Source organism: Streptomyces sp. NPDC048462 (assembly GCF_043200175.1).
GTDB lineage: Bacteria > Actinomycetota > Actinomycetes > Streptomycetales > Streptomycetaceae > Streptomyces.
The window spans coordinates 163368-180564 of sequence record NZ_JBICXG010000006.1 but is presented as its reverse complement, the minus strand read 5'-3'; the positions used below and the strand labels follow the sequence as shown (position 1 = coordinate 180564).

Here is a 17197-nt window from a genome sequence, read left to right as displayed (position 1 = left end):
CTCGGAACATGACGACACAGGACCTCACCGACACGGAGTCCAACGCCGAGGCTGTCACCGCCGCAGCTGTCACCGCCGCGAGCAAGGCAGTTGTCGAAGCGTACTTGGAAGCTCTCATAGCGGGTGATTTCGAGACCGCCCGCAGTCTCTACGCACCGGATGCGACCTGGACGCTCGCGGGCGACCTTCCCCTGTCGGGGACCTGGACCGGGCCCGACCGCATCCTTGGCGAGTTCGTCCCCGCCATGCGCGACCGGCTGGAGATGGAGTCGCTGGAATTCGAGTTCGAGGGCGTGCTGGGTGAGGGCGAGCGGGTGCTGGCGGAATGGAACACCCGCGGGGTGTCCAGGACCGGCCGCCCCTACGACCAGCACTGCCTAGCCGTCTTCCGCATCAGCGACGGCCGTATCGCCGAGGTCCGGGAACACATCGACACCCTCCGTGCCCACACCGCCCTTTTCGCCTGAGCCGCACCCACGACAGGAGCACACCACCATGACCACCACCGATGCCCGACAGGTCGTACTCCGCTACTTCGACGCCCTCGCCGCAGGTAACCAGGAAGCGATCCGGGACAGTTGGGACGCGGACGGCACCTGCTGGTACGGGGGTGACCTGCCGATCTCCGGCACCTGGCAGGGCCGTGAGCAGGTGATCGACGGATTCCTGGCCACCGCCTTCGCCCACCTGGACGGCGAGAAGGAGATCGGCCTGAAGGTGACCAACGTGTTCGGCGAGGGTGAGCAGGTACTCGTCGAGTGGGACTCGTGGGCCACGGGCAGGACCGGTCGCCCCTACTTCGAGAAGAACATCGGCGTCTTCGTCGTCCGTGACGGCAGGATCCACGCGATGCGTGAGTACGCGGACACCCAGCACTGGGAGCGCGCCCTGGTCGCCCCGGAGTGAGTGCCCCCGGCCGGTCCGGCCGCGCGTGCGCCTACTCGTCCGCCTCGCGCCAGCCGTCGCTGACGACCACCGTCGAGCACTGGACGGTGTACGCGTGGACCTCGTCGCTCCCCGCCTTCCCGGAGGCGCCCGGAAACGGTGACGGTGACGGCGACGCGTACGGGCCGGAGGTACCGGACCGGGCCCGGAACTCGCCGCATGAACCGGCGTTCCCGATCTCCGGCTGCGGTCCCGGCTCCGTGTCCGAGGCCGGTGGCGCGACGCGGCCGGGGCCCGAGGTGGCGGCCGGTTCACCGAGCCACTGGGTGACTCCCCAGCCGCCGGCGGCGACCACGGCCCATGCCGCGACCAGCCCGTACGTCGTACCCCGGCCCGGACGTCGGCTCACGCCGCATCCGCTTCCAGGTGATCGGGGAGCCCGAACAGCGGGAACCAGCGCGGGGTGTCCAGGAAGCAGTGCATCCCGGTGATCGCACCGTCCGAGATGTCGATGACCTGCACCGCCCACGGCACGAACCCCGGCCCGTCCGGATCGGGCTTGTAGTGCGCGAACGCCGGGGTGCCGTTCGCCGACGTGGCGATCAGCCGGGAGCCCGCGCACGACGCCCCGATGGAGGTCATGAAGCCCGCGATGTCGTCGTGCCCCTGGAGCCAGAGGTCGAACGGCGGCATCGTCATGATGGCGTCCTCGTGGAGCAGCGCCGTCAGCGCCTTCATGTCGTACCCCTCGAACGCCGCCACGTAGCGCTTCAGGAGCTTGCTCTGCTCCTCGTCCAGCGGATCGGCGGCGTCGGCCGCCGTGTCCCGGTGTTCGTTGAGCGTCGCCCGCGCCCGCTGGAGGGCGCTGTTGACCGAGGCGACCGAGGTGTCGAGCAGCTCGGCGACCTCGCTCGCCTTCCAGGCGAGCACCTCGCGCAGGATCAGCACGGCCCGCTGCTTGGGCGGCAGATGCTGCAGCGCGGCGACAAATGCGAGCCGCACCGACTCGCGCGCCACCGCCGCCTCGGCCGGGTCCGCGACGGACGGCAGGATCCGCCCGTCCGGCATCGGCTCCAGCCAGGTGTTCTCCGGCAGCGGGTTGAGCGCGGCCTGCGCGAGCGGCGTCGGGCCGGAGAGATCCACGGGCCTGGCGCGCTTGTTGCCCGCGTTCAGCATGTCGAGGCAGACGTTCGTCGCGATCCGGTACAGCCAGGACCGCAGCGAGGAGCGGCCCTCGAACTTGTCGAAGTTGCGCCAGGCGCGCACCAGCGTGTCCTGGACCGCGTCCTCCGCCTCGAAGGCCGAGCCGAGCATCCGGTAGCAGTAGCCGGTCAGCTCGACCCGGTGTCCCTCCAGACGGCTGTCGATATCGTCAGCCGTCGCCGTCAGATCACTCATCGCTCCACCCCTGTTGCGCTGTGACACCGCTCACTCAGCACTTCGGAAGCTACCGCACGGCACTGACAACGGGGGCGGGAAGAGCCGAAAGCGTCACGTTCCGAGCTTGCGCCCGTACACGTACACGTCGTCGCCGTTCTTCAACAGGTTCCAGTATGACTTCGCGTCGGCGGTCCGCATGTTGACGCAACCGTGCGAGCCCGGCGGGTTCCACATCTTCACGCCCACCGCGTGGAAGGCCTGGCCGCCGTCGAAGAACTGCGAGTACGGCATCGCGACGTGGTAGATCGACGAGACGTGGTTCTTGTGCTTCCAGTAGATCTTCTTCGCCCCGGTACGGGTCTCGTAGCCGTCCCGCCCGGTCCGCACCGGCACCGGCCCGAACTTCAGCTTGCTGCCGTCCTGGATCCAGCTGATCTGCCGGGTCAGGTCGACGCACGCGATGCGCCCCTTGTTCGTGGGGCACTTCTTGGCCTTGTTCGGGTTCTTCCCGGCAGCCTTCTGGGCGGTCAGCGTCTGCATGGTGCGCCAGGTGACCGGCCCGGCGTAGCCGAGGGTGGGCGTGACCCCGTACGTGCCCTGGAACGACCGGATCGCCTTGCAGTCGGCGGCCGACTGCTTGCCGTCCATCTTCAGGTGCAGGTACTTCTCCGCCTGCTTCTGGTACGGCCCCTTGGACGCCGTGCAGGAAGCCGCCTGCGCGGCCGTGCCGGTGCCGAGGACGAACGCCGGTATCGCGGTCAGGCCCGCGACGGACAGCACCAGCCCACGCCGCAGACGCGTGCCTGATATGCCTTGAATGTTCTTCATGTTCCCTGTGATTCTCATGTACGCCAACTCCCCTTCGCACGCAGTGCGGTGATTCCGCCTGCTAGACGCGCGTCGGGGAGTGGTTGGTTGTGCGCCGAATGTCTCGGTTCTGTACGTCTCAGTTCCGGACGGACAGCACTGCCGCCGACCGGCGCCGCTCGACGCGCGCCGCCCTCGACCCGTACAGCGTGATCGAGACCACGCCCAGGACCGCGAGCAGTCCCAGCGTGACCGTGCCCGCCCAGCCGCCGGCGTGGAAGGCGACCGCGCCGAGCGTGCCGCCCGCGCTGGAGCCGAGGTAGTACGCCGACTGGTAGAGCGCCGAAGCCTGGGCCCGCCCCTTTGTCGCCGTACGGCTCACGGACGAGGAGGCGACCGCGTGCCCGGCGAAGAAGCCCGCCGTGATCAGGACCAGACCGGCCAGGACCGCCACCAGCTGGTCGGCCAGCGAGAGCAGCAGACCGGCCGCCGTGGTGGAGACGGCCAGGTACAGCGCGCCCCGGCGGCCCAGCCGGGCGACGAGCCTGCCCGCGGCGGCGGAGGAGACCGTGCCGACGAGGTAGACGAGGAAGATCGAACCGACGATCCCCTGCGGAAGGCTGAAGGGGGCTTCCACCAGCCGGTAGCCGATCACCGTGTAGACCGCGCCGAACACCGTCATGAACAGCGCGCCGATCGCGTACAGCCGGCGCAGCAGCGGATCGGCGAGGTGGCCGCCGACGGTCCGGGCGAGTGCCTTCGGGTTCAGCGAACCCGGGGTGAAGTGCCGGGCCCTGGGGATCATGAAGTGGAAGACGACGGCGCAGGCCACCGCCAGCAGCCCGACCGAGGCGAGCGCGGCCCGCCAGCCCCACAGCTGGGCGACCCAGCCGGTGAGGATGCGCCCGCTCATCCCGCCGATGCTGTTGCCGGCCACGAACAGCCCGATCGCCGCGACCAGCGCCTTGGGCCGCACCTCCTCCGCGAGGTACGCCATCGCGGAGGCGGGCAGTCCGGCGAGTGCGGCGCCCTGTACGGCACGCAGCGCGATCAGCCAGCCGAGCGACGGCGCGAACGGCACGAAGAGGCCGACCACGACCGCGACCGTCAGCGAGGCGGTCATCATCTGCCGACGCCCGAACCGCTCGGACAGTGCGCTGAGCGGGAGCACGAACAGCGCCAGCGCGCCCGTCGCGGCGGACACCGTCCAGCTCGCCTGCCCGGCCGTGGCGCCGAAGGACGCGGAGACGGCGGGCAGCAGGGCCTGGGTGGAGTAGAGGAGGGCGAAGGTCGCGACACCGGCGGCGAAGAGCGCGAAGCTCATCCGGCGGTAGCCGGGCCCACCGGGTTCGAGCCGGTCCGCGGTGGCGGCCTCGGCGGCGGTTGCGGTGGTGACGGGGGACGACTGGGTCGAGGCGGCCACGGTCAGGGTGGACGCCCCGGTACTGGCGGGAGGCATGCCATGAACGTAGGCTGCGGAGTTTCATGCGTCCAATGCACAAACAGGCGATAATCAATCCTATGGCGCATCAGCACAGCTCACAGCCGCGGCTGTCACCGAGCAGTTACGAAGAAGACATCCGGGCGGTCCTCGCGCCGCGCCTCGCCTACTTCGAGGCGGTCGCCCGCCACGAACACGTCACCCGCGCCGCGCACGAGCTGGGCGTCCCGCAGTCCACGCTCTCGCGCGCCATGGTCAGGCTCGAACAGGACCTGGGAGTCGCCCTGTTCGCCCGCAAGGGCCGTACCGTCTCCCTCACCCCCGCCGGCCGCACCTTCCTCGGCTCGGCCGAGCGGGCCCTCGCGGAGGTGGAGAAGGCCGCCGACTCGGTACGGGCGGACGCCGACCCCACCGCGGGCAAGGTCGCCTTCGGCTTCCTCCACACCATGGGCTCGGAGACCGTCCCGGCCCTGATCCGCGCGTTCCGCGCCGACCATCCCCGGGTGCGCTTCCAGCTCGTCCAGAACTACGGCGAGGCCATGATCGAACGCCTGCGCGCGGGCGGCCTCGACCTCTGCCTCACCTCACCCGTCCCGGACGCCCCGGACCTGGTCGCCCGGCGTCTGGACGAGCAGCGGCTGCGCCTGGTCGTACCCGACGACCACCGGCTGGCCGGCCGCCGCCGGGTCCGCCTGGCGGAGGCGGCCGACGAGACGTTCGTCACCCTGGAGCCCGGCTACGGGCTGCGCCGCATCACCGACGACCTCTGCGCGGAGGCGGGCTTCGTACCCCGCGTCGCGTTCGAGGGCGAGGAGGCCGAGACGTTGCGCGGCCTGGTCGCGGCCGGGCTCGGCGTCGCCCTGCTGCCCCCTCCGGCGGTCGCCCGCCCCGGCGTGGTGGAGCTGACCGTGACCGCGCCCCGGGCCGCCCGCGAGATCGGCGTCGCCTGGCTGGACGGGCACCCGGACACCCCGCCGGTCGCGGCGTTCAAGAAGTTCCTGCTGTCCAGGCGGGGGCACCTGCTGCCGGAGTGACGAGGACGCCACCGGCGCCCCCGCACTCCGCCTGCGGGCTACGGCCGCTGCCTGGCCTTGTCGACGACGGCCCAGCTGTCCAGGTACGAGAGCTGGACGTACCGTTTCATGTCCGCGCCGTCGCCCGAGCTGCGCTCGCGCCGCCTCCTCGTAGCCGAGGTCGGCCCAGGTCCGCCCCGGGGCCCGAATCCCTTCGCGGGGAACGCGGTTGGCTCAGTTCCGCACCAGGCCGCCGACCGCGACGGGAGCCACGTGGCCGGTCGCCGGGGCGGTCCGCGCGAGGGTGAGGCCGACGTCGACGAGCGAGGACCGGAGCAGCGAGGCGACCTCGGAGAACGGCGTCCAGACGGACTCGGCGATCTCGCCGTCGGGCTCCGGCCGCAGCCGGCCGCCGGTGATGCGGACCCGGTAGAAGACGCCGACGTTCTGGTGCCTGACCCCGTGGCGTGCCTCGGCCGCGGGAATGACCCGTGAGTCGACGCCCAGCAGGCTCTCGACCACCGCCGTGCAGCCGGTCTCCTCCGCGACCTCCCGGATCACCGCGTCGAACGGATCCTCCCCGTGCTCGACCCCGCCGCCCGGAAGGGTCCAGCTGCTCTCGCCGTTCCCCGACACATGACGGGCCAGCAGCACCCGCCCGTCCTCGACGCACACGGCGTACGCCGCCAGCCGGAAGCTCATCCCGCCCACCTCTCCCGAACGCCTCGGTTCCTCAACGGTTCAGCGACTTCCCGAACCCGGCCGCCAGCGGCATCCGCAGCCCCAGTGGCGGAGGCGCCGCCAGGGCGTCGGCCACCGGGCGGGCAAAGGCGTGACCGAAGAGCGAGCCACGGATGAAGTCCGCTGCCAGGGCGGCCACTTCGCTGTGGTGCTGGCGCAGCGCGTGGCCGTCCGAGTGGACCTCGAAGCGGCAGGTGTCGCGGTTGGACTTCTTGGCGCGTTCCGCGAGGCGGAAGGAGAGCTCGGGGTCGGCGCCCGCGTCGGTGGTGCCGTGCACCACCAGGACCTGACGCCCGACCAGGTGTTTCACCGGCTCCGGCTCGGCGTCCGGGTCGGCGGGCAGCCAGGGGGCCAGGGCGAGGACCGCGCCGACCGCCGGGTGGCCGCCGGCGCGCAGGGCCGCCCGGCCGCCCATGCCGTGGCCGGCCAGACAGACGGGGACGTCGCCGTAGCGGCGTACCACCTCCTCGACCGCCCATTCGGCGTCGGCCGCGAGCTGCGCGTCCGTCGTGTTCCAGCCTCGGCAGCGGTAGTGGACGACGTGCGCCGTGAGGCCGTCGTCGCGGGCCGCGCGGGCCAGGGCGCGGGCCAGTGGGAGCTGGCGGGCGTACGAGAGGGGGGAGGGGCGGCGGTACGAATGCGGCTCGCCGTCCGGGAGCAGCAGGACCACGCCGCTGACCTCGCTCGATGCTCCGGCCGTCCTGACGGCCCGTCCCAGCCTCGCAGCAGGCAGGGGTAGTGCGCGCTGTGCCATGACGTAACAGTCTCAGAAGGACAGGTGTACACCACCCGTATTCGCGGTCACCGTTACATATCGACGAGCCCGCTCTACGCGCGTAGGCGCTAGAGTGCGTGGATGATGAGCCCGACCCTCAATGTGCCCGGCCAGGATCAGATCCGGCGTGCGCCCAAGGTCCTTCTCCACGACCACCTCGACGGCGGGCTGCGCCCCGGGACGATCGTCGACCTCGCCGCGGCGACCGGATACGAAGGACTCCCGGAGAGCGAGCCCGACAAGCTCGGCATCTGGTTCCGGGAGGCCGCCGACTCCGGTTCGCTGGAGCGGTATCTGGAGACGTTCGCCCACACCTGCGCCGTCATGCAGACCCGTGACGCGCTCGTCCGGGTCGCCGCCGAGTGCGCCGAGGACCTGGCCGCCGACGGGGTCGTGTACGCCGAGATCCGCTACGCCCCCGAGCAGCACCTCGAAGCGGGGCTGAGCCTCGAAGAGGTCGTCGAGGCGGTCAACGCCGGCTTCCGGGAGGGCGAGGCGCGGGCCCGCCGCGACGGCAACCGGATCCGGGTGGGCGCCCTGCTCACCGCGATGCGGCACGCCGCCCGTTCGCTGGAGATCGCCGAACTCGCCAACCGCTACCGGGAACAGGGCGTCGTCGGCTTCGACATCGCGGGCGCCGAGGCCGGCTTCCCGCCCACCCGGCACCTCGACGCCTTCGAGTACCTCAAGCGCGAGAACAACCACTTCACCATCCACGCGGGCGAGGCCTTCGGGCTGCCGTCGATCTGGCAGGCCATCCAGTGGTGCGGCGCCGACCGGCTCGGCCACGGCGTCCGCATCATCGACGACATCGAGGTCGCCGAGGACGGCAGTGTGAAGCTGGGGCGCCTGGCCTCCTACGTAAGGGACAAGCGCATTCCGCTGGAGCTCTGCCCGACCTCCAACCTGCAGACCGGTGCCGCCGCCTCGTACGCCGAGCACCCGATCGGGCTGCTGCGCAAGCTGCACTTCAGGGCCACCGTAAATACGGACAACAGGCTTATGAGCGGTACGAGCATGAGTCAGGAATTCGAGAAGCTGATCGAGACATTCGGATACGCGCTCGACGATATGCAGTGGTTCACAGTCAATGCGATGAAATCAGCATTCATTCCTTTCGATGAACGTCTGGCGATGATCAATGACGTCATCAAGCCCGGATACGCCGAGCTGAAGTCCGAATGGCTCTTCGAGCAGACCGCTGCGACCAGCGTTTCCACCTCCGTCGCAGGCTGAACGGGCACATCGCGACAGACGGCCGGGAAGGCAATTCCCGGCCGTTTCAGCGTGTTCTCGATGTTTGCGGGAGGGGCCCGGAGCTGGCTACGTTGCAGAGCCGCTCACATCCCCTTCCCCAAGGATGAAATTCACATGAAGCAGTCTGCTGTCAGGACTCTCGGCGTCGCCGCTGTCGGTGCCGCGTTCGCCGCTGCCGCCGCCGGTACCGCGTCGGCCTCCGCGCTGCCGCTCGACTCCGCGACGGGCGCCCTGCCCGTCGCCGGCGCGCTGGCGAACGCCACCTCGACCCTGCCGGTCCAGGACGCCGCGACGGACCTCCTCGGCACCAGCCAGACCAAGGTCGTCAAGGACGTCACCACCCCCGCCAAGGGCCTCCTCGGCGGTCTCCCCACCGGTGGCCTCAAGACCGGCGGCCTGACCGCCAACGGCCTGCCGCTCGGCCGCTGACACCCGTACGGCACATGCCTGTGGGCGGACACCCCGACCGGGGTGCCCGCCCACAGGCATGTGTACGGCAAGGACGGTGGCGCAGCCCGGCTACCAGGCCGCGGCGGACGAGGACCGCTCCTCGGGGAGCAGCACCCACAGCGCCAGGTAGAGCAGGAACTGCGGGCCGGGCAGCAGGCACGAGACGAGGAAGATGACGCGCATGGTTCCCGCGGAGGTGCCGAAGCGCCGGGCCAGCGCTGCGCACACTCCGCCGATCATGCGTCCGTCACGGGGGCGGGCAAGTGCGGCCATGGTGAGCTCCTTCGCGAACGGTTCCCGGGGGAGCGGCGGATCGCGCTCCCGATGTATCCAGGATGGCTCGGGCGGCAGGAGCGGGGCATCGCTCTACGGGGCGATGCCGACCCCGGAAATCGTCGGGGTCGACCCCTGAGGGACCTCGCGGCCGGCCCGGGGCAGCACCCTGATGCCGTCCTGGGTGCGACGGCGCAGCCGCGCCCGGCACGCCGGGACGAACAGCGCGTGGGCGAGCGCCACACCGATGGTGTTCAGGATCAGCGAGTCGACGTCGACGACCTGACCGGGCACCCCGGTCTGGCCCAGCTCGATGCCCAGCGAGATCAGCGCCCCGGCCGCGACGGTACGGGCGAGCGAGGCCCACGGCGAGACGAAGAGCCGGCCGCCGGCCATCGGCAGCAGCACGCCCAGCGGCGCGAGCAGCAGAAGCTCCTTGCCGATCCGGTGGGCGGCGGCGGCCGGGCCCAGGGACATATCGGCCCTGATGCCGGCGAACGGTGAGAAGTTGGCGGCGGTCATCCACGGCACGTCCAGTGGGCGAAGAGTCAGCCACCCGACGAGCAGCAGATGCGCGAGGAGGAGTGACACTCCGGCCGCGCGGAAGCGGATGACGGCTTGGCCGCCCGAACCTTGACGCACGATTCCCAAGACGCGGGCAGCGGCAGGATCGGTTCCGCTCCCCCGGGGGAGACCTGCCTCACCCCGCGCCGGAGCACGGTGACGAGGCGGCCAGGTGCCCGGCCGGGGCAGCCGGACCGGTCTCGGAACAGAGGCGGATCACGTTCACGACAGCCGGACCGCGCCCAGCGTCGGGACCGCCTTGGGGCTGGCCTTCGTCTCGGCGGTGCACAGATAGCCGCGCGCCGCGTACGCCCCGGGCCCGCCGAGCAGCACCGTGCCGTCCTGGGCGAGCGGATCGCTCTCCGTGTACGTGCAGACGATCTGGGCCAGCGCCTCGGGCGTCAGGTCCTCCGGCTGCTCGCTGAGCCGCAGCGCGCCCTTCGGGTCGCCGGCGCGGGGGCCGCTGACCCGCAGCGTGGCGGGGACGTCCGTGGTGAAGCCCGCCTGCCGCTCGGGGTCCGGGGGCTCCTTGCGCAGCTCGTTCAGGAGGGCGACCGCCAGCGTGAGCCGGCCCGCCTTCGCCTCCTGGACCCCGACCGTGCGGTCGACCGTGACCAGCTGCGAGTTGCAGACGAGATAGACCTCGGCCCCGATGCTCCGGCTCGGCTGTGCGGTGCTGTCCGGCGAGGGCGTCTCGCACGGCACCCGGGACGGCGCGGGCCCGGCGTCGACCGGCACCGAGGTCGTCCTGATCCCGCAGCCCGCGGCCAGTGCCGCGCACAGCACGGCCCCGGCCACCGCCGCGGCGAGGCGTCGGCCCCGGCCTTCGCTGCGCATCACGTCGCGTCGTCCTCCTGGTCCGGGATCTCCGCGTCGTGGCCCTCGGCGGTACGGCTCAGCGCCTCCGCGTCGCGCGGCAGGCGCAGTACGAACACGGCGCCGTCGCCGTCCGGCGAGTTCGCGGCGGTGATGTCACCGCCGTGGATGTGCGCGTTCTCCATGGCGATCGACAGCCCGAGTCCGCTGCCCTCGGAGCGCGGCCGGGACGCGCTGGCCTTGTAGAAGCGGTCGAAGACGTGGGGCAGTACGTCCTCGGGGATGCCGGGGCCGTGGTCGCGGACCTCGATGACCAGCTCGTCGCCCTCCGTGCGGACCGTGACCCGGACCGGGGAGCCGCCGTGCTTCAGCGCGTTGCCGATCAGGTTCGCCAGGATCACATCGAGCCGGCGCGGATCGAGGCGGACCATCATGCCGCGCTCGGCGTCCAGATCCACCGCGTCCAGCCAGGCCCGCACGTCTATGCAGGCCGTCACCTGGTCTGCCACGTCCACGGTGTCCAGGACGAGGCGGGCGGTGCCCGCGTCGAAGCGGGTGACCTCCATCAGGTTCTCCACCAGGTCGTTGAGCCGCCGGGTCTCGCTGACCACCAGGTGCACGGCCGGCGCGATCATCGGGTCGAGGCTGTCGGCCTCGTCCTCCAGCACCTCGGCGACCGCGGTGATCGCGGTGAGCGGAGTGCGCAGCTCGTGCGACATGTCGGCGACGAAGCGGCGGCTGGACTCCTCCCGCGCGGTCATGTCCGCGACCTTCTTCTCCAGCGAACTCGCCGTTCTGTTGAACGTCCTTGAGAGGTCGGCCAGTTCATCGGTCCCGGACACCACCAGGCGGGTGTCCAGCTTGCCCTCGCCCAGCTTGCGGGCGGCGTCACCGAGCCGCTGGACCGGACGCAGCACGGTCGTCGCCGCAGCTTGCGCGAGCAGCGCGGAGCCGACGAGCGCGAGCGCGGTGGCGATCCCCAACGACCAGGCGAGGGAGTTCAGGTCCTGCCGTTCCTGGTCGAGGGACTTGAGCATGTACCCGGTCGGGCCACCGCCGATGATCTTCGTACCGCCGACGAGGTACGGGGTGCCGCGGATCGAGGTCCGCTGCCAGAACACGTGGTACTGGTACTTGTTGCCCGCCTTCACCGGCTGCTTCTTGGCGACCTGCTTCTGCAGCGACTCCGGCACGTTGTCCCGGGTGAAGGTGTCCACGTCGGAGTTGCCGACGATCGGCTTGCCGGGATCGCGCTCGTCGATCAGCAGCACGCTGTAACCGGGGCTGCTGCTCGCCATCTGCGCGGCGGCGTGCTCCAGGTCGTCCTTGGTGGGGCGGGGCGGCAGCGAGGCCGCCCGGTTCTGCATCTCCTGGCGGAAGTCCCCGAGCGCCGAGTCCTGGGTACGGGTCAGCACCGCCTCGCGGTTCAGCCAGTACGCGATCCCGGAGGCGGACACCGCGGCGGTCAGCGCCACCAGCGCGAACACGACGACGAGCCGCAACCGCAGGCTGGTCCAGCGGAGCCCGGCGCGCAGGCCCCGCCGCACAGCCGGGCTCACTGCGGAGAGTCCAGCCGGTATCCCACGCCCCGCACGGTACGGATCAGGGTCGGTGAGGACGGCACGTCCTCCACCTTCGCGCGCAGCCGCTGGACGCAGGCGTCCACCAGCCGGGAGTCACCGAGGTAGTCGTGCTCCCAGACCAGGCGCAGCAGCTGCTGCCGGGACAGGGCCTGGCCGGGGCGGCGGCTCAGTTCGAGCAGGAGGCGCAGCTCGGTCGGCGTGAGCTGCAGATCCTCCCCGTTCTTGGTGACGGTCATGGCGGACCGGTCGATCACCACGTTCCCGAACGTGGCGGAGTCCGTGGACTCGCGCTCGCCCCGGCGCAGCACCGCGCGGATCCGGGCGTCGAGCACCCGGCCCTGCACGGGTTTCACCACATAGTCGTCGGCACCGGACTCCAGCCCGACCACGACGTCGATGTCGTCGCTGCGCGCGGTCAGCAGGATGATCGGCAACTGGTCGGTGCGCCGGATGCGCCGGCACACCTCGAATCCATCGATTCCGGGCAGCATCACATCCAGCACGACCAGGTCGGGCCGCTGTTCTCGCAGCAGGTTGAGGCCGTCCTCTCCCGTCGCCGCGGTGGCCACACGGTGGCCCTGGCGTGACAGCGAGAGTTCGAGGGCCGTGCGGATGGCGTCGTCGTCCTCGATCAGCAACAGGAAAGGCACGCTGGTCATTCTGACCCATGGGGGAGCCCTAGTTCGACAGTTGGTCCCCTCTTATGCGTCGGGCACCCTCTGATCGCGTCCTCACAGGGCCCTGTGACAGGCCTGTGACAGTCGGGGGACAGCGCCATGAAACTGCCCCGGCAAGCTCGTTGTCACAAGGAACGGACGGACTCCACCGACGGGGGGCGCGAGATGAACGCAACTCACAGCATCACCGCAAGCGCAGTTGTCACGCGTCTCCACGACGTCGGGCGGACCGCAGAGAAGTCCGGCGCCGCATTGAACGGGCGGGGGTGCGTTCGCGGCGCTGGGCGTCAGCACCCGTCGTACATGACGGTTGTGGACGCACCCGCCCCAACGGGCGGGAGCAACGGGGGAAGCACGTACGGGGAGGCCATGGGGGAGCGGCAGGCCCCGGCGCGGGACGAGGACGCCGAAGCGGTGTTCACGGCCTACGTCAGGGAACGCCGCGCCTCCCTGTACGCCACCGCCTATCACCTGACCGGTGACCGGTTCGAGGCCGAGGACCTGCTGCAGAGCGCCCTCTTCTCGACGTACCGGGCGTGGGACCGGATCAGTGACAAGGCGGCGGTCGGCGGCTATCTGCGCCGCACCATGACCAATCTGCACATCAGCGCCTGGCGCAGGCGCAAGCTGAACGAATACCCGACCGAGGAGCTGCCGGAGACGGCGGGCGACACGGACGCGATGCGCGGTACCGAGCTGCGTGCCGTGCTCTGGCAGGCGCTGGCACGGCTGCCGGAGCTCCAGCGCACGATGCTGGTCCTGCGCTACTACGAGGGCCGTACGGACCCGGAGATCGCGTCCATCCTCGACATCAGTGTCGGCACGGTGAAGTCCAGCATCTGGCGGTCGCTCCGCCGGCTGCGTGAGGACGAGGTCCTCAGCTTCGGCCGTGACGAGGAGGAGTCCTTCGGCGAGCTGGTGGCCTGAGGCAACGGGGGGACACGGGGGATACGGGGAACGGGGTCGTCGCTTCGGGGGAGGCGGCGGCGCACGGGGGAGAACGCCGACGGGGTCGGACGGGCCGGGGGGTCCTGTCCGGCCCCGTCGGCGCGTGCGTGCGCGGGGGCCGCTCAGGACGAGCGGGCCCCACGCTCGTGTCAGCGTTTGTGCGTGCGCGGTACGTGGGTGAACGGGCCCCGGCGCCCGCCTGCTCCGCGCGGCGCTGGCGGCTCTCAGCCGGACGCGGCTTCCAGGAGGGTTTCGGCGGCGGCGGTGCGGGCGTAGAGGACGGAGCGGCCGACGCGGTGGGCGCTGACCAGCCCCGCGTCACGCAGCGCGGTCAGGCATTGGGAGACGCCGGCCGCGGAGAGCCCGGTGCGGTGTGCGAGTTCGGTGGTGGAGGCGGGTGTGTCCAGTTCGCTCAGCAGCAGGGCGCGTGAGCGGCCGACTACGGAGGCCAGTGCGTCCGGCCTGGTGGCGGGCCGGGATTCCCAGAGCAGGCCGGTGCCCCGGGCCGGGTAGGAGAGCTGCGGTGGTTCGGGCGGTGCTGTCCGGGTGCGGAGGCCGGGTCCGCCGAACGCGGAGGGGATCAGCACGAGCCCCGAGCCGGAGGTGGAGCGTGACAGGGAATGCTTGCGGCGGGCCAGCCGCAGCACGCTGTCGTCCCAGCTGATCGAGGTGTGCAGGTCGCTGAAGAGGTGGTTCGCGCCCCGTTCCGCGACCTGTCGGGCCCGGTGGAGGACGTCGGCGTCGAGCAGGGTGCGGATCCGGGCCCAGTAGGGGGCGATCGCCAGTTCCCAGTACGCCTCGATCGCCTCTGTGACCCTGGGCAGGTGGTTGTGCGGATCGGCGTGCAGAGCCCGCGCCCCGGGTCCGAGCCGGCCCTGGTGACGGGCCAGGTGGTCGAGGTCGCGGCGGACCCGGTCGGGGGATGCGGCCCGGATCGCGGCCAGTTCCGAGGCCAGGGCGGGAGCCGGCCCCGAGGGGGCGGGGTTGAGGAAGTCGGGGACGTAGCCCGAGGGCGGGATCAGGTCGCAGAGCGGTCCTCGGTCCAGCCCGGCAGCCGCCATCCGCGGCCGCACCTGGTCGACCCAGATCCGGTGCACAGCATGTGCGGGGGCAGAGGTCAGCAGCCGGAAGCTGGGCGTGATCTCCCACAACGGCGAGACGGCGAACCGCATTTGCGCCAGGTCCCCCACCGAGAACGCCAGCCCGTCCAGGACGATCACCCCGAGGATTCAGACATGCCTTAATCAATGGCCCGCAGCATACGGCGTCGGGATCATTCCGGCATGACAGCAGAGACGGCCATGACAGCAGAGACGGCCACGGCGGCAGAGACGGGCGCGGCGGCAGCGGGGACCTGGACGCTCGGCGACCTGGTGGTCAACCGGCTCGGGTTCGGTGCGATGCGCCTGGCGCAGAACGGCGAGGCGCTCGCGGCCGACGCGGCCCCCAGCGATCGCGGGCGGGCGGTCGAGGTGCTGCGGCGCGCGGTCGAGCTCGGGGTGAACCACATCGATACCGCCGCGTTCTACTTCTCCCGGCTGCGGTCGGCCAACGAACTGATCAACCGGGCGCTGGCCCCGTACCCCGATGACCTTGTCATCGCGACCAAGGTCGGGCCGGGCCGGGACCCCGCGGGCGAGTGGCTGCCGCACGCCACCCCCCGGCAGCTGCGCGGCCAGGTGGAGGAGAACCTGCGCCAGCTCGGCCGTGACCACCTGGACGTGGTGAACCTGCGCATCGTGGGAGCCGATTCGATCGCCGAGCGTTTCGGTGCGCTGGCCGAGCTCCGCGAGGCGGGGCTGATCCGGCATCTGGGCCTGTCCAACGTCCGTCCGCACCACCTCGCCGAGGCGCGGGCCATCGCCCCTGTGGTCTGCGTGCAGAACATGTACGGCATCGGCGCGTCAGCCGGGCAGGAGGAGTTCTTGCGCACCTGCGGTGAACAGGGCGTCGCCTTCGTGCCGTTCTACTCGATCGCCGGCACCGGGCGCACGGCAGGCGCGATCGCCGGTGACAGCGACGAGGTGCGCACCATCGCCCGTGCCCGTGGGGTGAGCCCGGCCCAGATCCGGCTGGCGTGGACCCTGCACCAAGGCCCCCACGTCCTGGCTATCCCGGGCACCGGCTGTCCCGGCCACCTCGCGGAGAACGTCGCCGCCGGCGCCCTGCGTCTGTCCGGTGCGGAACTCGCCGCCCTGGACTCCCTCGGCGACGGGACGTCGGCATGACGCCGGGGCGCGCGGGACCGGAACGGCCGTACGAGGGGCCCTACAGGACCGCCCCGCGCACCGCTCGTGCCCGGCACTGGCCCGCGGCGGCCGCGGCGAGCCGCCCCAGCGCCTCCTCCTTGCCGCAGGGGTGCGCGCCCAGTTCGGCCTGGCGTGCCACGATGCGCCGCTCGGAGCGCATCAGCCGCCAGCCCCGACGGAGCAGGAACGGCACCGACTTGCGGCCCTCGCGCAGATCCCGCAGCAGCCGGCGGCGGAACGTCGTCGTCGGGCGGCCGCGCAGGCACAGGGCGTCCGCGAGCACCCCCAGCGACCGGCACCGCTCGACGATGTCGGCGGCGAAGATGCCCTCGGCCACGAAGAGCGGGGTGCGCTCGATGTGGAGCACCTCGTGCCCGGTCCGGGAGCTGGTGGCGATGTCGTACAGCGGCACGTCGGTGCGGCCGGTGCGGCACAGCGCGGTGATCGCGGCGACCGCCGCGTCGGCGTCCCAGGACCGTGCGGAGTCCCAGTCGATGTCCGCGCTGTCGGGGACGAGCGGCAGCGTGGGGTCGTCGGCCTCCTTGTAGAAGTCGTCCAGCCGCAGCACCGGAAGACCGGTGAGAGCGGCGAGGGAGGACTTGCCGGAGCCGGACGGGCCCGTCAGGAGGACGACGCGGGTCGAAAGCGCTTGGGAACTCACAGGACATGAGTGTGAGGCATTGACCCGCACAGGGGACCCCCCGGAGGTCTTGTTGGTATCGAGCATCACACCTCAACTACGCTGTGCACCCAGACGATTACTCGATTGATGGTTCGATCGGCCCGATCAGGTGGGAAATCCATGGCACGTCACGCACTTTCCAAGTCCCGGCGCCGCGCTCTGCTGCGGGCGGGGCTGACCGTCACCGCGGTGGGAGCCGCCCTCGGCGCGGGGGGTGCGGCGGCCCAGGCGGCGCCGCTGCCCGCCGTGCCGGCCACGGGCAGCGACAGCAGCGGCCTCGGCGCGGCCACGGACGCCGCCGGCGGGGCGGTGGCCGGGGCGCTCGGCCAGTCGCTCGACAACAGCATCGCCCCGGTGACGCACCTGCGGCTCGACCCGCTGGCGGGTACCGGCACGGACCCGCTGGACAACGCGGTGGGGACGCAGATCGCCGACTTCAAGCCGGTCTCCACGGCCCTGGTCACCGACCCGCTGACCAGCGGCGGCGCGCTGAAGGACCTGCCCGTGGTGGGGCAGGTCACGGGGCTGCTGCACAGCTGACCCGGCGGTGGGGGGGGGGGGGGGGGGGGGGGGGGGGGGGGGGGGCCGGGCCCGGCGCGGGGGGGGGGGGGGGGGGGGGGCCCCCCCCCCCCCGCCCCCCCCCCCCCGCACACACC

The 17197-nt window shown here is 71.6% G+C and carries 21 protein-coding genes; 8 read left to right on the top strand and 13 right to left on the bottom strand.

What is annotated here, in order from left to right; genetic code table 11:
* The first annotated feature begins 8 nt into the window (after positions 1 to 8).
* The gene (locus ACGFU6_RS13695) at positions 9 to 467 is read left to right on the top strand and encodes a nuclear transport factor 2 family protein (protein WP_393610586.1); all 459 of its coding nucleotides are present in this window, start codon (positions 9 to 11) and stop codon (positions 465 to 467) included.
* A gap of 28 nt (positions 468 to 495) precedes the next feature.
* Positions 496 to 906 carry a nuclear transport factor 2 family protein gene (locus ACGFU6_RS13690; RefSeq protein ID WP_393610584.1) on the top strand — a complete coding sequence of 137 codons (411 nt, stop codon included), beginning with the start codon at positions 496 to 498 and terminating at the stop codon, positions 904 to 906.
* A gap of 31 nt (positions 907 to 937) precedes the next feature.
* Here the strand turns inward: ACGFU6_RS13690 and ACGFU6_RS13685 are convergent, their stop codons facing one another.
* The 4 genes from ACGFU6_RS13685 to ACGFU6_RS13670 all read right to left on the bottom strand — a co-directional run bounded on the left by ACGFU6_RS13685 (position 938) and on the right by ACGFU6_RS13670 (position 4531).
* A complete protein-coding gene (locus tag ACGFU6_RS13685) occupies positions 938 to 1294 on the bottom strand; it encodes a hypothetical protein (protein WP_393610582.1) in 357 nt (118 codons plus the stop codon).
* Positions 1291 to 2283: a sigma-70 family RNA polymerase sigma factor gene (locus tag ACGFU6_RS13680; protein WP_393610580.1), complete on the bottom strand. Its 993-nt coding sequence runs from the start codon at positions 2281 to 2283 to the stop codon at positions 1291 to 1293. Before ACGFU6_RS13680 ends, ACGFU6_RS13685 begins: the two co-directional genes overlap by 4 nt.
* Before the next feature lie 93 nt (positions 2284 to 2376).
* On the bottom strand, positions 2377 to 3093 hold the full coding sequence (locus ACGFU6_RS13675; RefSeq protein WP_393610578.1) for a L,D-transpeptidase family protein: 717 nt from the start codon (positions 3091 to 3093) through the stop codon (positions 2377 to 2379).
* 118 nt (positions 3094 to 3211) lie between these two features.
* Positions 3212 to 4531: an MFS transporter gene (locus ACGFU6_RS13670; RefSeq protein ID WP_393610576.1), complete on the bottom strand. Its 1320-nt coding sequence runs from the start codon at positions 4529 to 4531 to the stop codon at positions 3212 to 3214.
* A 62-nt stretch (positions 4532 to 4593) separates the two neighbouring features.
* On the opposite strand from ACGFU6_RS13670, the gene ACGFU6_RS13665 reads away from it, so the two are divergent.
* A complete protein-coding gene (locus ACGFU6_RS13665) occupies positions 4594 to 5547 on the top strand; it encodes a LysR family transcriptional regulator (RefSeq protein WP_393610574.1) in 954 nt (317 codons plus the stop codon).
* Between the two features lie 213 nt (positions 5548 to 5760).
* Here ACGFU6_RS13665 and ACGFU6_RS13660 read toward each other — a convergent pair whose 3' ends face one another.
* Positions 5761 to 6228, bottom strand: coding sequence for an NUDIX hydrolase (locus tag ACGFU6_RS13660; protein ID WP_393610572.1), 468 nt, complete (start codon positions 6226 to 6228; stop codon positions 5761 to 5763).
* 31 nt (positions 6229 to 6259) lie between these two features.
* Complete coding sequence (locus ACGFU6_RS13655; protein WP_393610570.1) at positions 6260 to 7021, bottom strand: alpha/beta hydrolase; 762 nt, start codon at positions 7019 to 7021, stop codon at positions 6260 to 6262.
* A gap of 102 nt (positions 7022 to 7123) precedes the next feature.
* On the opposite strand from ACGFU6_RS13655, the gene ACGFU6_RS13650 reads away from it, so the two are divergent.
* Both ACGFU6_RS13650 and ACGFU6_RS13645 read left to right on the top strand, forming a co-directional pair.
* The gene (locus tag ACGFU6_RS13650; RefSeq protein WP_393610569.1) at positions 7124 to 8278 is read left to right on the top strand and encodes an adenosine deaminase; all 1155 of its coding nucleotides are present in this window, start codon (positions 7124 to 7126) and stop codon (positions 8276 to 8278) included.
* 135 nt (positions 8279 to 8413) lie between these two features.
* The gene (locus ACGFU6_RS13645; protein ID WP_393610567.1) at positions 8414 to 8728 is read left to right on the top strand and encodes a hypothetical protein; all 315 of its coding nucleotides are present in this window, start codon (positions 8414 to 8416) and stop codon (positions 8726 to 8728) included.
* A 90-nt stretch (positions 8729 to 8818) separates the two neighbouring features.
* On the opposite strand, the gene ACGFU6_RS13640 is transcribed toward ACGFU6_RS13645, so the two are convergent.
* The 5 genes from ACGFU6_RS13640 to afsQ1 all read right to left on the bottom strand — a co-directional run bounded on the left by ACGFU6_RS13640 (position 8819) and on the right by afsQ1 (position 12635).
* Positions 8819 to 9022, bottom strand: a complete 204-nt coding sequence (locus ACGFU6_RS13640) for a PspC domain-containing protein (RefSeq protein WP_393610565.1) — start codon at positions 9020 to 9022, stop codon at positions 8819 to 8821.
* Between the two features lie 93 nt (positions 9023 to 9115).
* Positions 9116 to 9664 carry a VanZ family protein gene (locus ACGFU6_RS13635; protein WP_393610564.1) on the bottom strand — a complete coding sequence of 183 codons (549 nt, stop codon included), beginning with the start codon at positions 9662 to 9664 and terminating at the stop codon, positions 9116 to 9118.
* A gap of 144 nt (positions 9665 to 9808) precedes the next feature.
* A complete protein-coding gene (locus ACGFU6_RS13630; protein ID WP_393610805.1) occupies positions 9809 to 10423 on the bottom strand; it encodes a hypothetical protein in 615 nt (204 codons plus the stop codon).
* Positions 10423 to 11961, bottom strand: coding sequence for an ATP-binding protein (locus tag ACGFU6_RS13625; protein ID WP_393610562.1), 1539 nt, complete (start codon positions 11959 to 11961; stop codon positions 10423 to 10425). Before ACGFU6_RS13625 ends, ACGFU6_RS13630 begins: the two co-directional genes overlap by 1 nt.
* Entirely contained in the window at positions 11958 to 12635 is a 678-nt protein-coding gene (gene afsQ1 / locus ACGFU6_RS13620; RefSeq protein ID WP_026171255.1) for a two-component system response regulator AfsQ1, read from the bottom strand. The genes ACGFU6_RS13625 and afsQ1 overlap by 4 nt, the downstream gene beginning before the upstream one ends.
* A 192-nt stretch (positions 12636 to 12827) precedes the next feature.
* Between afsQ1 and ACGFU6_RS13615 the strand changes: the two genes are divergently transcribed.
* Positions 12828 to 13589, top strand: coding sequence for a SigE family RNA polymerase sigma factor (locus tag ACGFU6_RS13615; RefSeq protein ID WP_393610560.1), 762 nt, complete (start codon positions 12828 to 12830; stop codon positions 13587 to 13589).
* 245 nt (positions 13590 to 13834) lie between these two features.
* Here the strand turns inward: ACGFU6_RS13615 and ACGFU6_RS13610 are convergent, their stop codons facing one another.
* Complete coding sequence (locus ACGFU6_RS13610; protein WP_393610804.1) at positions 13835 to 14782, bottom strand: DUF5937 family protein; 948 nt, start codon at positions 14780 to 14782, stop codon at positions 13835 to 13837.
* 129 nt (positions 14783 to 14911) lie between these two features.
* Between ACGFU6_RS13610 and ACGFU6_RS13605 the strand changes: the two genes are divergently transcribed.
* Positions 14912 to 15838, top strand: coding sequence for an aldo/keto reductase (locus ACGFU6_RS13605; protein ID WP_393610802.1), 927 nt, complete (start codon positions 14912 to 14914; stop codon positions 15836 to 15838).
* Positions 15839 to 15878: 40 nt separating this feature from the next.
* Here the strand turns inward: ACGFU6_RS13605 and ACGFU6_RS13600 are convergent, their stop codons facing one another.
* Positions 15879 to 16586 carry a uridine kinase gene (locus tag ACGFU6_RS13600; RefSeq protein WP_393610558.1) on the bottom strand — a complete coding sequence of 236 codons (708 nt, stop codon included), beginning with the start codon at positions 16584 to 16586 and terminating at the stop codon, positions 15879 to 15881.
* Positions 16587 to 16661: 75 nt separating this feature from the next.
* On the opposite strand from ACGFU6_RS13600, the gene ACGFU6_RS13595 reads away from it, so the two are divergent.
* Positions 16662 to 17081, top strand: a complete 420-nt coding sequence (locus tag ACGFU6_RS13595) for a hypothetical protein (RefSeq protein WP_393610556.1) — start codon at positions 16662 to 16664, stop codon at positions 17079 to 17081.
* Positions 17082 to 17197: the final 116 nt, after the last annotated feature.

What these genes read in the sequence shown, in the direction of transcription:
- ACGFU6_RS13695 (WP_393610586.1), top strand. Translation starts at nt 9, where the DNA reads ATGACGACACAGGACCTCACCGACACGGAGTCCAACGCCGAGGCTGTC.
- ACGFU6_RS13690 (WP_393610584.1), top strand. Translation starts at nt 496, where the DNA reads ATGACCACCACCGATGCCCGACAGGTCGTACTCCGCTACTTCGACGCC.
- ACGFU6_RS13680 (WP_393610580.1), bottom strand. Translation starts at nt 2,283, where the DNA reads ATGAGTGATCTGACGGCGACGGCTGACGATATCGACAGCCGTCTGGAG.
- ACGFU6_RS13675 (WP_393610578.1), bottom strand. Translation starts at nt 3,093, where the DNA reads ATGAAGAACATTCAAGGCATATCAGGCACGCGTCTGCGGCGTGGGCTG.
- ACGFU6_RS13670 (WP_393610576.1), bottom strand. Translation starts at nt 4,531, where the DNA reads ATGCCTCCCGCCAGTACCGGGGCGTCCACCCTGACCGTGGCCGCCTCG.
- ACGFU6_RS13665 (WP_393610574.1), top strand. Translation starts at nt 4,594, where the DNA reads ATGGCGCATCAGCACAGCTCACAGCCGCGGCTGTCACCGAGCAGTTAC.
- ACGFU6_RS13660 (WP_393610572.1), bottom strand. Translation starts at nt 6,228, where the DNA reads ATGAGCTTCCGGCTGGCGGCGTACGCCGTGTGCGTCGAGGACGGGCGG.
- ACGFU6_RS13655 (WP_393610570.1), bottom strand. Translation starts at nt 7,021, where the DNA reads ATGGCACAGCGCGCACTACCCCTGCCTGCTGCGAGGCTGGGACGGGCC.
- ACGFU6_RS13650 (WP_393610569.1), top strand. Translation starts at nt 7,124, where the DNA reads ATGATGAGCCCGACCCTCAATGTGCCCGGCCAGGATCAGATCCGGCGT.
- ACGFU6_RS13645 (WP_393610567.1), top strand. Translation starts at nt 8,414, where the DNA reads ATGAAGCAGTCTGCTGTCAGGACTCTCGGCGTCGCCGCTGTCGGTGCC.
- ACGFU6_RS13640 (WP_393610565.1), bottom strand. Translation starts at nt 9,022, where the DNA reads ATGGCCGCACTTGCCCGCCCCCGTGACGGACGCATGATCGGCGGAGTG.
- ACGFU6_RS13630 (WP_393610805.1), bottom strand. Translation starts at nt 10,423, where the DNA reads ATGCGCAGCGAAGGCCGGGGCCGACGCCTCGCCGCGGCGGTGGCCGGG.
- ACGFU6_RS13615 (WP_393610560.1), top strand. Translation starts at nt 12,828, where the DNA reads ATGAACGCAACTCACAGCATCACCGCAAGCGCAGTTGTCACGCGTCTC.
- ACGFU6_RS13610 (WP_393610804.1), bottom strand. Translation starts at nt 14,782, where the DNA reads ATGCGGTTCGCCGTCTCGCCGTTGTGGGAGATCACGCCCAGCTTCCGG.
- ACGFU6_RS13605 (WP_393610802.1), top strand. Translation starts at nt 14,912, where the DNA reads ATGACAGCAGAGACGGCCACGGCGGCAGAGACGGGCGCGGCGGCAGCG.
- ACGFU6_RS13600 (WP_393610558.1), bottom strand. Translation starts at nt 16,586, where the DNA reads ATGCTCGATACCAACAAGACCTCCGGGGGGTCCCCTGTGCGGGTCAAT.
- ACGFU6_RS13595 (WP_393610556.1), top strand. Translation starts at nt 16,662, where the DNA reads ATGGCACGTCACGCACTTTCCAAGTCCCGGCGCCGCGCTCTGCTGCGG.